Source organism: Coleofasciculus sp. C1-SOL-03 (assembly GCF_040220555.1).
Taxonomy (GTDB): domain Bacteria; phylum Cyanobacteriota; class Cyanobacteriia; order Cyanobacteriales; family Coleofasciculaceae; genus Coleofasciculus.
This window is the reverse complement of the sequence record NZ_JAVJUO010000107.1, coordinates 1-16366: the sequence shown is the minus strand read 5'-3', so window position 1 is coordinate 16366 and position 16366 is coordinate 1. Positions and strand designations below refer to the sequence as shown.

At 47.0% G+C, this 16366-nt stretch carries 12 protein-coding genes; 3 read left to right on the top strand and 9 right to left on the bottom strand.

All coding sequences use genetic code 11. The features are described 5' to 3' along the window. Nucleotides 1–3 precede the first annotated feature (3 nt). From RIE73_RS17385 to RIE73_RS17370, 4 genes are all read right to left on the bottom strand, one after another. The gene (locus tag RIE73_RS17385) at nucleotides 4–519 is read right to left on the bottom strand and encodes a hypothetical protein (protein ID WP_446402372.1); all 516 of its coding nucleotides are present in this window, start codon (nucleotides 517–519) and stop codon (nucleotides 4–6) included. 179 nt (nucleotides 520–698) lie between these two features. Then, complete coding sequence (locus RIE73_RS17380; protein ID WP_446402371.1) at nucleotides 699–938, bottom strand: hypothetical protein; 240 nt, start codon at nucleotides 936–938, stop codon at nucleotides 699–701. Between the two features lie 413 nt (nucleotides 939–1351). After that, a complete protein-coding gene (locus RIE73_RS17375) occupies nucleotides 1352–1645 on the bottom strand; it encodes a hypothetical protein (protein WP_446402370.1) in 294 nt (97 codons plus the stop codon). A 231-nt stretch (nucleotides 1646–1876) separates the two neighbouring features. Next, a complete protein-coding gene (locus tag RIE73_RS17370) occupies nucleotides 1877–2476 on the bottom strand; it encodes a thioredoxin family protein (protein ID WP_446402369.1) in 600 nt (199 codons plus the stop codon). A 70-nt stretch (nucleotides 2477–2546) separates the two neighbouring features. Between RIE73_RS17370 and RIE73_RS17365 the strand changes: the two genes are divergently transcribed. After that, a complete protein-coding gene (locus RIE73_RS17365; RefSeq protein WP_446402368.1) occupies nucleotides 2547–2951 on the top strand; it encodes an NIL domain-containing protein in 405 nt (134 codons plus the stop codon). An 82-nt stretch (nucleotides 2952–3033) separates the two neighbouring features. On the opposite strand, the gene RIE73_RS17360 is transcribed toward RIE73_RS17365, so the two are convergent. The 4 genes from RIE73_RS17360 to RIE73_RS17345 all read right to left on the bottom strand — a co-directional run bounded on the left by RIE73_RS17360 (nucleotide 3034) and on the right by RIE73_RS17345 (nucleotide 7039). Beyond that, complete coding sequence (locus tag RIE73_RS17360; RefSeq protein ID WP_446402367.1) at nucleotides 3034–3633, bottom strand: hypothetical protein; 600 nt, start codon at nucleotides 3631–3633, stop codon at nucleotides 3034–3036. Between the two features lie 208 nt (nucleotides 3634–3841). After that, nucleotides 3842–4642: a bifunctional hydroxymethylpyrimidine kinase/phosphomethylpyrimidine kinase gene (gene thiD, locus RIE73_RS17355; RefSeq protein WP_446402366.1), complete on the bottom strand. Its 801-nt coding sequence runs from the start codon at nucleotides 4640–4642 to the stop codon at nucleotides 3842–3844. A 152-nt stretch (nucleotides 4643–4794) separates the two neighbouring features. Continuing rightward, a complete protein-coding gene (ftsZ, locus tag RIE73_RS17350; RefSeq protein ID WP_446402365.1) occupies nucleotides 4795–6063 on the bottom strand; it encodes a cell division protein FtsZ in 1269 nt (422 codons plus the stop codon). 154 nt (nucleotides 6064–6217) lie between these two features. Then, on the bottom strand, nucleotides 6218–7039 hold the full coding sequence (locus RIE73_RS17345) for a cell division protein FtsQ/DivIB (protein WP_446402364.1): 822 nt from the start codon (nucleotides 7037–7039) through the stop codon (nucleotides 6218–6220). Nucleotides 7040–7431: 392 nt separating this feature from the next. On the opposite strand from RIE73_RS17345, the gene RIE73_RS17340 reads away from it, so the two are divergent. Beyond that, complete coding sequence (locus RIE73_RS17340) at nucleotides 7432–8760, top strand: P-loop NTPase fold protein (RefSeq protein WP_446402363.1); 1329 nt, start codon at nucleotides 7432–7434, stop codon at nucleotides 8758–8760. A gap of 416 nt (nucleotides 8761–9176) precedes the next feature. Next, complete coding sequence (locus RIE73_RS17335) at nucleotides 9177–14120, top strand: WD40 domain-containing protein (protein WP_446402362.1); 4944 nt, start codon at nucleotides 9177–9179, stop codon at nucleotides 14118–14120. A 440-nt stretch (nucleotides 14121–14560) separates the two neighbouring features. Here the strand turns inward: RIE73_RS17335 and RIE73_RS17330 are convergent. Next, on the bottom strand, nucleotides 14561–16366 hold a 1806-nt coding region (locus RIE73_RS17330), incomplete at its 5' end, for an ATP-binding protein (protein ID WP_446402361.1).

The following is a 16366-nucleotide window of genomic DNA, read 5'->3' as shown; positions in this document are numbered from 1 at the left end:
AGCTTATGCTAAAACAAAGTCCACCTCTTCAGCGCCAGAGGTTTCACCTTGTCCTGATGTCACTTGTTCTCCATTTACATCAACACAGAAGGGGGTGTCTTCCAGGTTAACATTATAATCTGTTGTGTCTGCTGTATACCCCACACTAGCAATCATTTTCCGCCCTTCATCAGTGTAAGCAAATGCCAACATTTGATTTTTATCTTTCTGATTGTCGTAAGCCCAAATCACCATATACTGTTGTCCCTGATACTCAAAAACCTTAGGCGGACGAGTGGGGGTATAACGACCTTCATCACCAAAGCTAGCATCAAGGAAACTTTGTACCGAATCCGTGGCAACTGTCGCATAAGCAACTTCTTCTTCAGAGGTAGGTTCTGCTTCTTCTTGACTTTCATCAACCACTTCTTCTTGGTCTCGGTTGCGTAAATAATCAACCGCCATTTTCGTGCCAATACCACCAACCGCAGCCACACCAGTACCGATGAGAATATTGCGAAGCAGATTCTTCTTATTCATGATTTCTCCTCAACGTTTAACCTGATTTACGTCACATCAATATTATCATTAACAGTATAGGGTGATAATGTCAGGAAAATTTAAGATTTTTCGAGATAGGCAGCCTTTCTCGTCTACCCTCTGCCTTGTCCCAACCCAAACAGGCGTAAGTGACCCAGATTGAGTATACGTCCGACTACTTAATCAGAGTCCGATGAAATATATCGGCTAATTAAGTTAACCGTATAGTTTAGACTCATGAGGAGAAGGAGTAGAATGGCTATTTTTATCGGCAACGGCGCAAAAAACAAGCAGAAGACCAGACAGATTAAGGCAGTGAGTACAGCAGCAACTCGTTCTATTTCTTCAGTAACTTTAATGCTGAGGTATACGGCTATTACGGCAATCAGTAACGTTATTGACCAAAGTATCAGCGACATAAAACTACGGAAGAAATAACTCAAGTATATGCTTCATCAAACTCAGAGGCAGGACAGTAGCAATCGTTACAGATTTAGAGGTTCTCGCCTTGGAGCTTTTTTGCACCATACATCTTTTTACTTTAACATCTTGACCTTAATCTCTAACCCACCGCTTACATAAATTAAACTAAACCAAACAATCGTAACTTTGGCTACACAAAAATAATAGTTTGTTCGACGTAACCTGCCACGTTTTTACATGACGTTTGACTTGCCAATCAACAGCGTGACAGCCTAACTGGGATTATTTAATTGATGCCCTAGTGCAGCGCGGCTTCAAATACTAACCAGTTAACAAGCGGATTAAAAGCAGCTACATTATGTTCCTTATAGCCTTCTGCCATCTGCCTTCGGACTTCTGCCTTCTTGTACTAGGTCATCATGGTCATCCATCCCATTACCTTTTTGCCTCTGCGGAAAAGGACAGAGTCAGCTAATCCTAAGTAATGGGCGACGAGTAGTAGTAAAAAAGATTGACCCATAACCTGATCAATACCATTAGGGCAATTTTCAAAGTCTAAGCATAATACTGTGGAACGATTCCACAGTTCTCGAAATAACTTACAATTTTTGGGTAGAAAAGATATAAGCGAACGGAAGCGGCTGAGTGCCGCCTTCTCGAAGTCAGCGCTGGTGTAATTGGCTGGAGAGTGTTGATCTGCCATTCTTATCCTCCTAGTAGCCTAGTAGCTCTCCCATATCCAAGATAATGGAGTGAAGCCTCTACCTCCAAAACTCTGTAACGAAAACTTTACTAAGTAGGTGGACACAATTAAAGTTAACGGTAGAGAACTCGCGCAAGCGAGAAGCAAGCTACGTCATTTGTCTTATGTCATTTGTAAGGGTTTGGGGTTTATTTACAAAACTTAATGAGCGTGCCGTTTTCTTTTGTCCGACTACTTAACTTGACTCCCATGACTGCGAGGATCATCCGGAGATGACTTTGACGATGACACAGGCGCTTTAAATGTAGAAACTTGTCCATCGCCTTGAGTATAAGGTAAAGGTAGGTCAGCAACCAAGGCTTCTAAGTTCGCCTCCAGAACCGGGCGAGGTTGTTCCCCAATCGTTTGGGCTATGGCTTCGCCTTGGGTGTCTAAAAACACAAAATGGGGGATACCATCGACTCGATAGTTGAGAATTTCGGGTAACCACTTGCTGTTATCCACATTCAGCATCACAAAATTGACCGAGTCGGTGTACTGTTGCTTCAATTCTCCCAAGTCTTGCGCCATGGCTTGACAAGTCGTACACCAGTTAGCATAGAACTCCATTAAGGTGGGCTTGCCATTATTCAGTGCCACTTCTAGAGGTGTGGATTCCTCGGCTTGGGCATCAAGAGAAGCTGAACCCGTCTCTGTTTGTAATCCTAAGAATAGGGCAACGCCCAGAATGATGGCGACTAGGGCAATTATAAAATTTCTCAGTCGATCGCTAAGACTTGCCTGAGGTGTCTGGGGAGATGGAGATCCGGAGTCTGGGGAATTCGCAGTCATATTTAACGCAATTTAACGTACAACTGATCAATTTTTATCAAAACGATACTGTCCATAGGCTAACAAGACCATGAAAAAACGGCTAACTCTAACCTTTCCCAAACGCACTGTCCAAATGCCCATAACCTACCGACTGGCAAAGGATTTCAATGTTGCCGCCAATATTATCCGCGCCCAAGTCGCCCCCAATCAAATCGGCAAACTGGTGGTAGAACTGTCGGGAGATATCGATCAGCTTGATGCTGCCATTGAGTGGATGCGATCGCACGATATCAATGTATCCCTGATTGACCGCGAAATCTTGATTGATGAGACCAGTTGTGTCGATTGTGGATTATGTACAGGTGTGTGTCCCACAGAAGCCTTAACCCTGAACCCCGATGACTTTCGACTCAACTTTACGCGATCGCGGTGTATTGTCTGTGAGCAGTGTATCCCCACTTGTCCAGTTCAGGCAATTTCTACGAATCTTTAGTTCGTCATTCGTCTTATGTCATTTGTCCTTTGTCGTACTCGCTCTTGACAAGAAGCAAGCTACGTCATTCGTCATTGGACAATTAGCGATTGTCATTTAACAAGGGTCGCACAATCAGAAAACCTGCACCAAAGGCACTGAGTACAATCAACACAATGGCTAAGACTAAAAACCAACCATTGACCTCCCTGTGACCCTCAGAGGCGGATGTACGCCGGGAACGAGAGTCTTCCTGTTCAATGACGAAACTTTCTCTGTAAGGCGAGGAAAGGGGGTCTAACTGGGGATGAGGAGGGGGAACCTCAACCCCTACCCTAGAGGGAGCTGATTTAGGGGATTTAGGGATTGACGGGGTGGGATGGGGTTCTGAGGGAATCGATTGGCGGCGAGGCATTTCCCCCCTAGTAACAGGTGTCAATGAATCCACAACCTGCTGAAGATGTTGGGTTGATTGCAGCACTTTTTCCACTTCTTGGCGCAATTTTTGGTTTTGTTTGACCAACTGCTTATTTTGACCATTGAGAGAATCCAACATCGCTTGGGCGGCTTGTAACTCAGCCGCCAGTTCCCGGTATACAGAGATTGGCACTGACGGGCAATAAGTATTGGCAGCGGTTGACGGGGTATAACGGTCGGTTGGCGGATTTTGCATAGAAGGATTAATTGGGGAATTAGAATTCATTGAATTCGCGGCTGGATACCTTGTTTATGAGATGAGCATGGGTGGGGTCGTGAACGATCTAGGTAGAGTTGTCACCATCCTGCCGCTGATCTCCTAGCTCCATAACTGTGGCATTAATTATACGACGCCTATCTTACACTATTCGCCTCTTTCGAGAAGAGTTCAATGCTATTTAACATTAACCCCATCTTTTTGCCATTTCCGGTGATCAAGCGGGCAATAATGGGAAAAAATGCCCCACAGATCCATATCCTTGACCAATATCGAGAGCGTGTTGCAGGGCTGTTGTTACATACTCCTTTGCCCGTTGCACGGCGGTGAATGGGGTCTGTCCCAACGCCAAATTCGCCGCGATCGCACTACTGAGTGTACAGCCTGTGCCATGATTATTCTTGGTTTCAATCAACGTTGTTTTCAGGGTGTAGAACTGGGAACCATCAAACCAGACATCGACCCCACACAGATCACCCCTCATTGCACCGCCCTTAACTAAGACAGCGTTTGCTCCCAGTTGATAAATCCGTTGGGCAGCCGATCGCATATCATCAAGGGTATGAATCTCTAAACCGCTAAGTAATTGAGCTTCATAACGGTTAGGTGTCACTATCGTTGCCAAAGGAATCAAGCCCTCTCGTAAAGACGTTACCGCCTGGTCATCAATCAGTTGGTCTCCACTGCGCGATACCATCACCGGATCAACCACAAGCGGCTCAAGATTGAACCCCTTCACCTGAGACACCACTGCATTAATAATCTCGGCATTGAGTAACATGCCTGTTTTTGTCGCCTGAGTCCCTATATCGCGCACCACTGCCTCAATTTGGGCAACAACAGCAGCAACAGGTAAGGCATCAACTCGGTTGACCCCTTGGGTATTCTGGGCAGTGACACAAGTCAGGACACTTGTACCATGAACCTGGTGAAAGGCATAGGTTTTCAGATCTGCCTGAATTCCCGCCCCACCTCCACTATCTGATCCGGCTATTGTCAGCGCTACTGGTACTCGCATCAGTTTTGTCAGTTAACAATTAACAGTTAACAGTTAACAGCAAGCGTTTTGAGTTAACTCCTCTGCTCCCCCAGCTCCCCCTGCTTCCCCAGCTTCCCCTGCTTCCCCAGCTTCCCCAGCTCCCCCTGCTTCCCCAGCTTCCCCAGCTCCTACTAGCTTCTAGGAAAACGACGCCGTTGCAAAAATTCGGGAATATCTAGCCCCGGTCGGCTTTTCGGTTCGGGTGCAGGGGTGGGCGGATTCGGTTTCGGCGGGATCGGTCGGGTATAACGGGGGACTTCATTCGCGGGTGGGGGCGGTGGCGCTTCACCACTAAATCCCGTAGCAATCACCGTAATTCTAATCTCACCTTGCAGTCGGTCATCAATCACAGCCCCAAAAATGATATTGGCGTTGGGATCAACCACCTCGTAAATGGTTTCCGCCGCCGCATTAACTTCGTGTAGCGTCAGATCACTACCCCCAGTAATATTAAAAACGACTCCTCTAGCGCCTTCCACCGAAGACTCCAGTAGGGGCGAGGAAATCGCCGCCACCGCCGCTTCTCTAGCGCGAGATTTACCGGAACCCACACCAATTCCCATTAACGCTGAACCCGCGTCTGCCATCACGGCTCGCACGTCAGCAAAATCGACATTCACTAACCCTGGAACGGTGATAATGTCTGAGATGCCCTGCACACCCTGACGCAGGATATCATCAGCAACCCGAAACGCATCTTGAACGGGTGTTTGTTCAGAAATCACCGACAACAGCTTATTATTGGGAATCACGATCAAAGTATCGACGCGACTTTGCAGCGCCGCAATTCCTTCCTCGGCTTGAGAGGTGCGGCGGCGTCCTTCAAAGGTAAACGGACGAGTGACTACGCCCACCGTTAACGCGCCGAGTTCTTTGGCGATTTCTGCCACAATCGGTGCAGCCCCTGTTCCTGTACCGCCGCCCATCCCGGCTGTAATGAAAACCAAATCAGACTCCGCTAGGGCTTGGGCAATTTCATCACGAGATTCTTCTGCTGCTTTTTGACCAATGGCGGGATTTCCCCCCGCACCGAGTCCCCGTGTCAACTTCTGACCCACCTGCAAGCGTTTGGCGGCGGAGTTTTGGGAAAGGGCTTGAGAATCGGTATTAATTGACCAAAACTCGATCCCAGCCACTTCACTGGCAATCATCCGGTTGACGGCATTGCCACCGCCACCACCAACACCAACAACTTTAATTCTGGCAACATTACCTGGCAAAATGTTGTCGCTCCTCGCGTCTTCCCTGGGAATCCCTTTGGAATCATAATCATGGGGTTGACTAAACTGCAACCCAGAGTTGCTGAAGGGATGGGTATTCTCCGCTCCAACTGAAAGATCGGTATTCAGCGTTATCGGAGAGCTTTGATGGACAAGCCCTAGTTTACTATTAAGCGTCATTGGAATAGGTCAGGGTTGATAATCAACTTTATCAGTTATATGTAACAATCTGAGTCAACTATAGGGTAAGTCGATTGAAAAACCAACGAACACCCCGGTTTGTTGTGAAGACTCTTGAGCTGAATTTTCTTTTATACCACTATTACCGCCATGGTTAGTCATGATCCGGTTTAGGGGTTTCACTTGCCATCTTCATCTGAATCACCGGACGGTCTGGGTTTTTGAGATCAATATAGGCGATTTGACTAGGTTGAAGCTGAGTGGGTAATTGTCTCATGCGATCCAAAACTGCCAGTTGTTCCGCCAATTGGGAAGTATCAGGTCCTAAATGCACATTTCCTAATTCGGTTTTCAAGATTAAATTGGCTGGGTTGCGCCAATCAATCTCTAGGACTTTGACGGGAGAGTGGTGGACAACCGGATACACTTGCGACCAGTATGGACGATAGTGTTCATTCTGACCCCGCACTTGCAGCGTGGGTAACTCGACATTGGCTTTGAGAGAACGATAGCTACTCTGGGGCATCCAGACGCCTCGTTCATCCAAAAAGCCCGGTTCTGAGGTTGTCTGAGTTTGCCCTTGGGCGATCGCTACAGGTTGGCGTTCTTGGACTTGAATGGTTAATCCAGGCGGCATAAGCTGACGGGTGACTGTGGCGTCTGCAATGGGTGCAGCATCTTCGAGAGACTCTGCGATCGCTTGGGGTTCCACTCGCCAAAGGGATTGAGGATAGGATAAAGGGAGCAGCGATCGAATCGCCTGAGTTGAGAGAAATTGATTCCCCTCAATGTCAATCTGTTCCGGTTGGCGAATCACCCAATCGGGTAAGGTAATTGCCCAAATCAAACCGCTAGCCATACCGCCCACTACAAGCGATCGCCACAGCGCCTGAAAAAATTTAACTCGGCGGGCACGTTTTAGCTGTTGTCGCCGATTGCTGATTTGGGCTTGGGAAACTGATGCAATATTTGCCATCTACTACCGCTAGAGGTTCAAAATATATTAATGCCACCATCCTATTTTTCCTTGCCGGGAGAGTAAAGAATCCGGATGAAATAACGTTAGCCTATTGGATTTGCTTGCTTGTTGGTCAACCCAACCTACTTTTCCCATTTAACCATTGGTTCGTTATTTGTCATTCGTCAGGCAATAGGCTATAGGCAATAGGGTAATGGGCTATAGAAATTTTGTCTCCCATCTTCCCCTCACCCCCTCACCCCATCACCCCCTCACCCCCTCACCCTCTACTCTACCTAAGGGATTAGATTCGAGCCATTAAACCCTAAAGGGGGTATTACCCCTACGTATAAGGGTTCGGTCAATGATTTACGCTCTACTTGAATCAGGTGACTCAAGAGTCTTGCTTTATGAAATTGCATCTACCTACGTTTTTCAAAGCCTGTAACCCAGCTAGAACTCTAGTCATGGGCAATCCAGAGGATCGTCAGTACTATATTAATTTTTCTTCCGTGCGGGGCGGCAAAATTATCGAAGCCTTAGGACGCACGATCGCACGGCTTTCACCGGATGAACCCACTTGTCAGCTTTTCACGGGACATATTGGCTGCGGGAAGTCTACGGAATTGTTTCGCTTGAAGGCTCAGTTAGAGGCGGAACAATTTCATGTTGTCTATTTCGAGTCCTCTCAAGACTTGGATATGGCAGATGTTGATATTAGCGATATTTTGCTCAGTATCGCCCGATCAGTGAGTGAAAATCTGGAAGCGATCGGGATTCGTCTCCAACCCCGATACTTTAACAAACTCTTCAACGAGATTAATGATTTCCTACAGACGCCTATCGATGTGGATGTCGCGGCTGAACTGTCTGTCGGGATTGCCAAAGTCACTGCCAAAACTAAAGATAGTCCTCAATTGCGCGAACAGCTCAGACAGCACCTAGAACCTCGTACTCAAGGGATTTTACAGGCGATTAATACCGAAATTATAGAACCTGCGATTAAAAAGCTCAAACAACGGGGGAAACAAGGGTTAGTCGTGATTGTAGACAACTTGGATCGGGTTGATCCCCGACCGGTTCACGCGGGGCGATCGCAGCCTGAGTACCTGTTTATCGATCGCGGCTCTCAATTGCGACGTTTACGCTGTCATCTGGTTTACACTATCCCCTTAGCCTTGATGTTCTCGAACGAGTACGAAACCCTGAAGAATCGCTTGGGCGGGGGTGTGGCTCCTAAAGTGTTACCCATGGTGCCAATCTGGTATCGAGATGGGCGGGAGTTTCCGCAAGGGATGGCTTTACTCCGACAACTGGTTTTAGCACGAGCGTTTCCTAAGGTTCCGCCGGAAGAGCGCTTAAATTTAATTCCAGAGGTTTTTGACAGTCCCGAAACCCTAGATCGCATCTGTCGGATTAGTGGGGGTCACATCCGTAACTTGTTGGGATTGCTGTATAACTGCCTGCAACAAGAAGATCCACCCTTTTCTCGCGAATGCTTAGAGAGTGTGATTAAGGGATACCGGGACGATCTGGCGTTAGCGGTTGAAGATACAGAATGGCAGTTACTCTTTCAGGTTGTTCAACAGCAGTTCATTCGCGGTGAAAAAGAATATCAAACCCTGCTACGTAGTATGTTTGTCTATGAATACCGGGATGACTTGGGTCGCTGGTTTGGAGTCAACCCCGCTTTAGCCGAAACTCCTCGGTTTAAATCTGTCGCCACTGAGAGTGCTTGATGGGGAGATGGGGAGATGGGGAGATGGGGAGATGGGGAGATGGGGAGATGGGGAGATGGGGAGATGGGGGAGCAAAGGACGAAGGACAAATCAGTGATCTCAATCACATTTACTATAAAATTTTGTCACGATTTTTATCAGTTGCTCTCACTGTTTAATTCTATTGAAAATTGTTAAATTATCTGCGTCTAAGTTTTTATCTTACAAGTGGGTTGAATTTCTCAATAAATAGCTTTTATCTTATCAAAGATACGCTTTAATAAAAGATCTGTCATCCAAAAACCAGATCCAGCCGCCGAAGCCAATAGAGGTATTATTGGTTGATTTTCTGTTTTTTAGATTCTGTATGGAAAATCCCTTATTAACACTAGCTTACTCGACGATAGCCACCTAGGAGTAGTCACATTTTGATAGGAATGAAGGAGAAAGAAAAAGAGAGAGCCGAAGAAATCGTCTTAGCCAATGAGCGTTCCCTATCTACCCTGGCTCGGGCAATCACCCTGTCGGAAGGACAATTTGCCCTGATTTTAGTCCGCTGCAATTATCAGTGCTGCAAACAACCGATGTGGCAGCAACTCCAAGGGCTGACGGGAATCCCCTTGAAACAGTTGGTGCTTCAAGAATCGAGTCAAACCTTATATTCGGTTATCCTAGAGGCGATCGCGACCGAGGATGTATCTGCCCTGCTCGTATTTGGTCTGGAATCGGTGACGGCAATTGATCCAGTCTTAATCTCTACCAATCAGGTACGCGACGAATTTCCCAAAATTTTTACCTTCCCGATCGTTTTATGGGTGACTGATGAATTACTCCACAAATTAGCCCGATTTGCTCCTGATTTTAAGAGTTGGGCGGCTACGTCGATTAAGTTTGAACTGGCAACAGCCGAGTTGTTGGAGTTATGGCGGCAAACCACTGAAGACCTATTTACGACGCTTTTAGAGAAAAGTGTGGGTGAATTTTTGTCCAATGAAGCGCTCAAGTTATCGCCAGGATGTCGGCGTCGTCAAGAACTGGAATCCGCCTTACGGGATTTGCAGGCGCGTGGGGTGAGTCTAGACCCTGCCGACTATGCTACATGGCAATTTATTTTAGCCAGAGATGCCTTTAAACATGACCTGGTTGAGGTAGCTTTGGAGCAGTATCATCGGAGTCTAGATGTTTGGCAACAGATTCGCTGTGCTGTCTCCCCGGGAACGGCAGAGGACAGAGGGCAGAGGGCAGAACAGACAAATCCTGATACTGAAGGCATCACTGTAGGTATCACGGAACAGCAGCAAGAACGGATTGGGATACTGCTGTGTCATCTGGGTTGGTGTTATTCTCGTCAAGCTCAATTACAGCCAACTCACAAGTATAGAAGTTGGGAAAAAGCCAGAGAATTTTGGCAAGCAGGGATTGACGTCTTTACCAAGGCGGGACGCTTGGATTGGGTTGCCCATTTAACCATTCAACTGGGTGAAGTCCTGCAAAACCTACAAAATTGGGCAGATTTACAAGCCCTGGCACTTCAGTCATTAGCGCAGTCTCAAACCCAAGACAATGCCCCTCAATTACCGCAAGCTTATGGGTTTTTGGCGGCGGTGGCATTAGAAGAATCCAACTGGGAGGATGCCAAAGTCTTCGTGCAAACGGCGTTAGATATTTTGGATCACTCCCACTTATGTCAGCCTCAGCATCAGGGATGGTACTTACTCATCCGTGCCAAAGCCCAGCGTCAACTGGGGGAATCAACGGCGGCGATCGCGGATTTAGAGGCGGCGTTAAGGGTAGAGGGGTTACTGCCAAAAGCCCCCCATCAATCTCCCCAACTTTACCTGGACATTCTCCAAGAACTGCGATCGCTCTACTTCGCTCACCAAGACTACCTACGAGCCTTTGAACTTAAGCAACAACAGCGCTCCCTAGAACAACAGTATGGCTTTTTTACCTTTCTCGGTGCCGCGCCCTTACTCTCTGGGCGACATGAAGCCCAATTATCACCCTTAGAAATAGCAGCGGCTGGGCGATTGCCGGATGTGAATCGACTCTTGGAACGCTTAAGCCGCAATGATCACAAATTAACCGTGATTCATGGGTCTTCGGGGGTGGGTAAAAGTTCCCTAATTCACGCCGGATTAGTCCCCGCCTTAGAGAGTCGCACGATTAGCGCCAGAGAGGTAATCCCCGTGGTGCAAAAAGTCTACAGCGATTGGCGAGGAGAGTTTTCTCGACAACTCAGTGATGCATTAGGATGTACCCCTAATCCTTTATCGGATACGGCGTTAGATCCCCAACCTTTGAGCCAACTGGCAACCTGTGTGAATCAGTTACAGCAGGCGACGGATGACAATGTTCTGATCGTGCTAATTTTCGATCAGTTTGAAGAATTTTTTTTCGTCTGTACAGAACTAGAACAGCGACGCCAGTTCTATGAATTTTTGGAACATTGCCTCAATCTGCCCTTTGTCAAAGTGATTTTATCGCTGCGGGAAGATTACCTACATTATCTGCTCGAATGCGAACGCTATACCAATTTGAGCGCGATTAATAACAATATTCTGGATCGGCAACTTCGTTACCACTTGGGGGATCTCTCCCCACGAGAAGCCAAAAATGTCATTTCTACCCTGGCTTCGGGGTCTCAGTTTAAGTTAGACGACGCTCTCATTGATGCCCTGGTTCACGATTTAGCCTCACCCACCGAAAGCGTGCGGCTGATTGAATTGCAGGTGGTGGGAATGGAACTACAACGAGAAAAGATTACCACTCTGGCGCAATACCAAGCCCTAGGTGCAAATCCTAAAGCCACGTTAGTTGAACGTTGGCTTTTAAGCGCCATTAGCGATTGTGGATCTGAGCACGAAGAGACAGTATGGCAGGTTTTATTTTCTCTGACAGATGACCGAGGGACTCGTCCTTTGAAAACTCAAACCGAGTTGGAATCAGGTACCAAGGATTTGGACATGGGACATACCTCCTCTGCCGCGATTGCCAATCCATCATCCCCACTTTCCCTAATTTTGGAGATTTTAGTCGGCTCAGGGTTACTCTTTCGCCTACCCGACGAACCCGAGGATCGATATCAGTTGGTTCATGATTACTTAGTCGCCCCCATCCGTCACCATTACAAAAAACGCCGCAAGCAAACATTGGTGACACGGCTCAAGCACAGTCAGATGGAACTCTTACGAGTTCGTAAACAGCGACTCCGGGCGATCGCAGTTGGTACAGCAATGGCAGTTCTGGCGGTGACGGCTGGGGGGTTAGGATGGCGGGCTGAGGTGCAACGCCGACGCGCCGGGATTCTCACATTTAATGCCCAACTCGCGGCGATTAGTGCTTCCTCAGAAGCCCTATTTGCTTCTGGAAAAGAGTTTGATGCGCTGCTAGAAGCCCTCCGAGGCGCCAGACAGCTTAAACAGGTTACTGTAGGGGTTAAACCCGATACCCATCTGCAAGTGATTGCTGCCCTTTCCCAAGCTATAGACTCGGTAACCGAACGAAATCGGTTAGAAGGACATAGTGATATTGTCTGGGATGTCAGCTTTTCCCCCGATGGAGAACTGATTGCCTCCGCCAGCCGCGATCGCACGGTAAAATTGTGGCGTCCTGATGGTACATTGGTCACTACCTTACAAGGGCATCAAGATAGCATTACCCGTGTTTCCTTTAGTCCAGATAGTCGGCTGATTGCTTCGAGTAGTTGGGATGGCACTGTCAAACTGTGGCGTCGGGATGGCAGTCTGGTTCGCACATTAACCGGGCATGAGGGTCATGTTTATAGTGTTAGCTTTAGTCCTGACGGTGAACACTTAGCCTCCACGGGTGCAGATGGTACAGTACGACTGTGGCGAGTGGATGGCGAGTTAATTCATACCCTTTCAGCTCACAAAAAAGGAGCGCAGTGGGTTAGCTTTAGTCCCAATGGAGAGATAGTCGCCTCAGCCGGAGGCGATCAAACCGTTAAATTGTGGACAAAAGAGGGTCAACTGAAACAAACCCTCACCGGACATCAGGGAAAGGTTAACAGTGTGGCGTTTAGTCCAGATGGTCAATTCATTGCCTCCGCTAGCGATGATCGCACCGTGAAACTATGGGATACTCAGGGTCAGTTAATCAAAACCTTTTCCCAGCCGGAACGCTGGGTATTGAACGTTACCTTCAGCGCTGACAGTCAGTTAATTGCCGCCGCCAGTGCTGATAATACAGTCAGGCTGTGGAATCGTGAGGGTAAGTTACTGAAAACCTTTAAAGGACACAGCGACAGAGTAACGGCTGTCAGCTTTAGCCCTACTTCACAGGCAAAAGAAACCAAAAACACAGTAGCCACTCCCGTCATTCTCGCCTCTGCCAGCTATGATAAAACCATCAAACTTTGGGAACTGCGCCAACAGTCTCAGCTTATTTTACGCGGGCATGACGATGATGTGCGAGATGTCACCTTTTCTCCTGATGGAGAACGAATTGCCACAGCAAGTAACGATAAAACCGTCAAAATTTGGGATCGTCTGGGTCAACTCCTGCACAGTTTAAAGGGACATACCGAACGGATTTATAGTGTTAGCTTTAGTCCTGATGGGGAACGGATTGCCTCAGCTAGTCGAGATGGTACAATTCGGCTGTGGAGTCGCCAGGGAGAGTTGATTAAGGTGTTAAACGGTCATCAAGATTGGGTGTTGGATGTTAGTTTTAGTCCCGATTCACAAACTCTTGTCTCCGCCAGTCGAGATAAAACGATTAAACTGTGGACAAGGGATGGAGTGCTAATTAAAACCTTAAAAGGACATCAATCCCGCGTCAATGGGGTAAGTTTTAGTCCCGATGGTCAGGTCTTAGCGTCGGCTAGTGATGACCAAACCGTGAAACTTTGGACGGTAAATGGACAATTGTTGAAAACCTTAAACGGTCATAGCAATTGGGTATTAGATGTTAGCTTCTCCGCCGACTCTCAATTATTAGCCTCAGCCAGTTATGACAATACGGTAAAACTCTGGAATCGTCAGGGTGAACTGCAAACCACCCTGAAAGGGTCTACGGATAGTGTGGCACGGGTTGAGTTTAGTCCCCTGGGAAATATTCTGGCAACCACAAGCTGGGATAATCGGGTACAAATTTGGCGACTCGATGATACTTTAGTGAAAACCTGGAAAGCTGAGGAGGGGCGTGTCACCAGTGTCAGTTGGAGTCAGGATGGTCAAGCCTTAGCTGTTGGGACTGAAGGTAATACCGCAATTGTTTGGAATTTAGATTTGGAGGAACTGTTAGCCAAAAGTTGTAATTGGCTGCGAGATTATCTGAATCATAATCCCGATGTTAAACAGAGTAACCGTGAGCTTTGCCAACCCATTGCCCGTGAAAAGTCCAGTAATCAAAATTGATGCGCTCCTTAAAAAAGGGTAACTTATTCTACCCAGCATCCCCGGTTTTGACCAAGTGCAGATTTTTTTGAAAGGTTATTTCTGAATAGGGCGGGTTTTGTTGTTCATTGATTAGTAACAAGCTAGCGCTAGTTCCTAAACCCGCCCCTACAATTGACCCGTTGCTTCACTTTTCCGAGCCTGCTGATTACGTCTTTTGACATTTTGTCTGCGCCGTCATCAAATCATCGACAGTCGTATGACTCGGATATCGCTGATGGTGAATTCTGGGTGCATCGCCGCTTGGAGTTAATTCTTTTAGGTTGAATATTGTTGACTTACATAGCCAGGACATCAATTTCCGCGTCAAAGCTAAAGTAAGAATCGAGCTTACTAAGGAAACCTTGGAACCCGTTTAAACGGGTTTAAGCTTTTAGCCCCAACTTTAGTTGAGGGCTTTCTTAAACCCAGCCCCTGATTTCAGAATCCGTTAAAATTTTTCCCAACTTCAGAGATTCGCTTTTCGTCGCTTGTAAAATATGTTTCATCATCACAGGTTCACCCGCATCCGCCGCGATAAACGCTGCATTTAAGGCAATATTACGGATATTTCCCCCCGCCATATTCAGCTTACCTAACTTTTTCATATCTAACTTCTTTGTCGGCGTCTCTTTGGGAAAAATGCGCTGCCAAATTTCGGTTCGTTCTGGGGCGTTGGGAAAGGGAAACTTCACCGAAAAATTAATTCGACGCATAAACGCTTGATCTAAAGCATCGAGCAGATTTGTCGTCAAAATCGCTAATCCCTGATAGGCTTCCATCCGTTGCAATAAGTAACTCACTTCCACATTTGCATGGCGATCATGAGAATCTTTCACTTGCGTTCGTTTACCAAACAATGCATCCGCTTCATCAAACAATAAAATTGCCCCACTGGTTTCTGCTGCATCAAAGATGCGCCGCAAATTCTTCTCCGTTTCGCCAATATATTTACTTACCACCGCACTCAAATCAATCCGATAAAGGTCAAGGCGTAATTCCTTTGCTAATACATCCGCCGCCATGGTTTTTCCGGTTCCACTGGGTCCGGAAAAAAGAGCGCTAATCCCTAATCCTCGTCCTCCTTTTCCCGCGAATCCCCATTCTTGATAAACCTTCGCTCGTTGTCGCACATGAGTCGAAATTTCATGTAATGTAGCTTTTTCCCGTTCCGGTAGAATCAACTCTTCCCAAGTCGCGACAGCATCAATCCGTTGCGCCAAATCATCTAAACGGGGACGCGCTTGAACTTTACAGAAATCCCATAAATGAGTTTGCAGAGGAGATAAGGGATTATCTATTCTAGGTTGAGATTTTTGGGTTTTCGATGAGCGACGGCGGGTTGAGGATGAAGATGTTTTTTCAGGTTCTTTATTGTTCTGTTCCTTATCCGGCTGTTCATCGACTGGTGTAGGCGTATAGTCATTACTATTCAACGATAAACAGGCGGCTTGAATCGCGGCGGCGTTGAGATTAAATTGGGAGACTAGGGTATCAATTTGCCCATTCAGTTCTGTCGTCAGTGAACCGAGATAGGATTTCCAGATATCTCGTTGTTCAGCATGGCTCAGTTGACCCACCTCTAAGGTAATCATCGGGCGTTGATGTTGGGGTTGTCGTTCCTGGGTGCTGAAAATTAACGGCACTTTTAATTGTTCAACAAACTCAGCAATTGCCCACTCTCGCCGAGGATCACCTTGAGTCATCTCATCAGCATTCAGGAACAAGAAACTGTGGTTTAATAAAGTTTCCCGGAAACACCGTTGCATCAACTGATACAGTTCATTGGGATTAAAGGGAATAACAGAGGCTGATATCATCTGAAGATTCCAGCCTAATGCGCTACAGGCGACAGTAGCAATGGATTGCTTCGCCCCTATATCTGACCCACATAACTGAACAACGGGATGGTCATAAGTTACCAAAGGATTAGACCAAGTAGCGATAAGTTTGTCAGCAATTTGTTGATGCGAAGGGGGGAGAGAAGTGGAAGATGAAGGCGGTATAGGCAAAAGGATACCTGCCAAGTCCTTCTCTACGCAAGGTTCACTCAATAGATAACAAAGAATCCGCCGATTAATCCGTAGAGGCGATTGAGTAAAGAATAATCCTTCCACCCTTTCAACCAGTTCCCACTGGTGTAACGGAGATTGGGAGGAAAGAATACCCAGATGAGTCTGGCTAAATGTGGATAAGGCTAAATTCAGCGTGGGATAATTGCGTTTAGG

Excerpts from the sequence above, each read along its gene's own strand:
- RIE73_RS17385 (WP_446402372.1), bottom strand. The coding sequence starts at position 519 with ATGAATAAGAAGAATCTGCTTCGCAATATTCTCATCGGTACTGGTGTG.
- RIE73_RS17365 (WP_446402368.1), top strand. The coding sequence starts at position 2,547 with ATGAAAAAACGGCTAACTCTAACCTTTCCCAAACGCACTGTCCAAATG.
- ftsZ (WP_446402365.1), bottom strand. The coding sequence starts at position 6,063 with ATGACGCTTAATAGTAAACTAGGGCTTGTCCATCAAAGCTCTCCGATA.
- RIE73_RS17340 (WP_446402363.1), top strand. The coding sequence starts at position 7,432 with ATGAAATTGCATCTACCTACGTTTTTCAAAGCCTGTAACCCAGCTAGA.
- RIE73_RS17345 (WP_446402364.1), bottom strand. The coding sequence starts at position 7,039 with ATGGCAAATATTGCATCAGTTTCCCAAGCCCAAATCAGCAATCGGCGA.
- RIE73_RS17335 (WP_446402362.1), top strand. The coding sequence starts at position 9,177 with ATGAAGGAGAAAGAAAAAGAGAGAGCCGAAGAAATCGTCTTAGCCAAT.
- RIE73_RS17370 (WP_446402369.1), bottom strand. The coding sequence starts at position 2,476 with ATGACTGCGAATTCCCCAGACTCCGGATCTCCATCTCCCCAGACACCT.
- RIE73_RS17380 (WP_446402371.1), bottom strand. The coding sequence starts at position 938 with ATGTCGCTGATACTTTGGTCAATAACGTTACTGATTGCCGTAATAGCC.
- RIE73_RS17360 (WP_446402367.1), bottom strand. The coding sequence starts at position 3,633 with ATGAATTCTAATTCCCCAATTAATCCTTCTATGCAAAATCCGCCAACC.
- thiD (WP_446402366.1), bottom strand. The coding sequence starts at position 4,642 with ATGCGAGTACCAGTAGCGCTGACAATAGCCGGATCAGATAGTGGAGGT.
- RIE73_RS17375 (WP_446402370.1), bottom strand. The coding sequence starts at position 1,645 with ATGGCAGATCAACACTCTCCAGCCAATTACACCAGCGCTGACTTCGAG.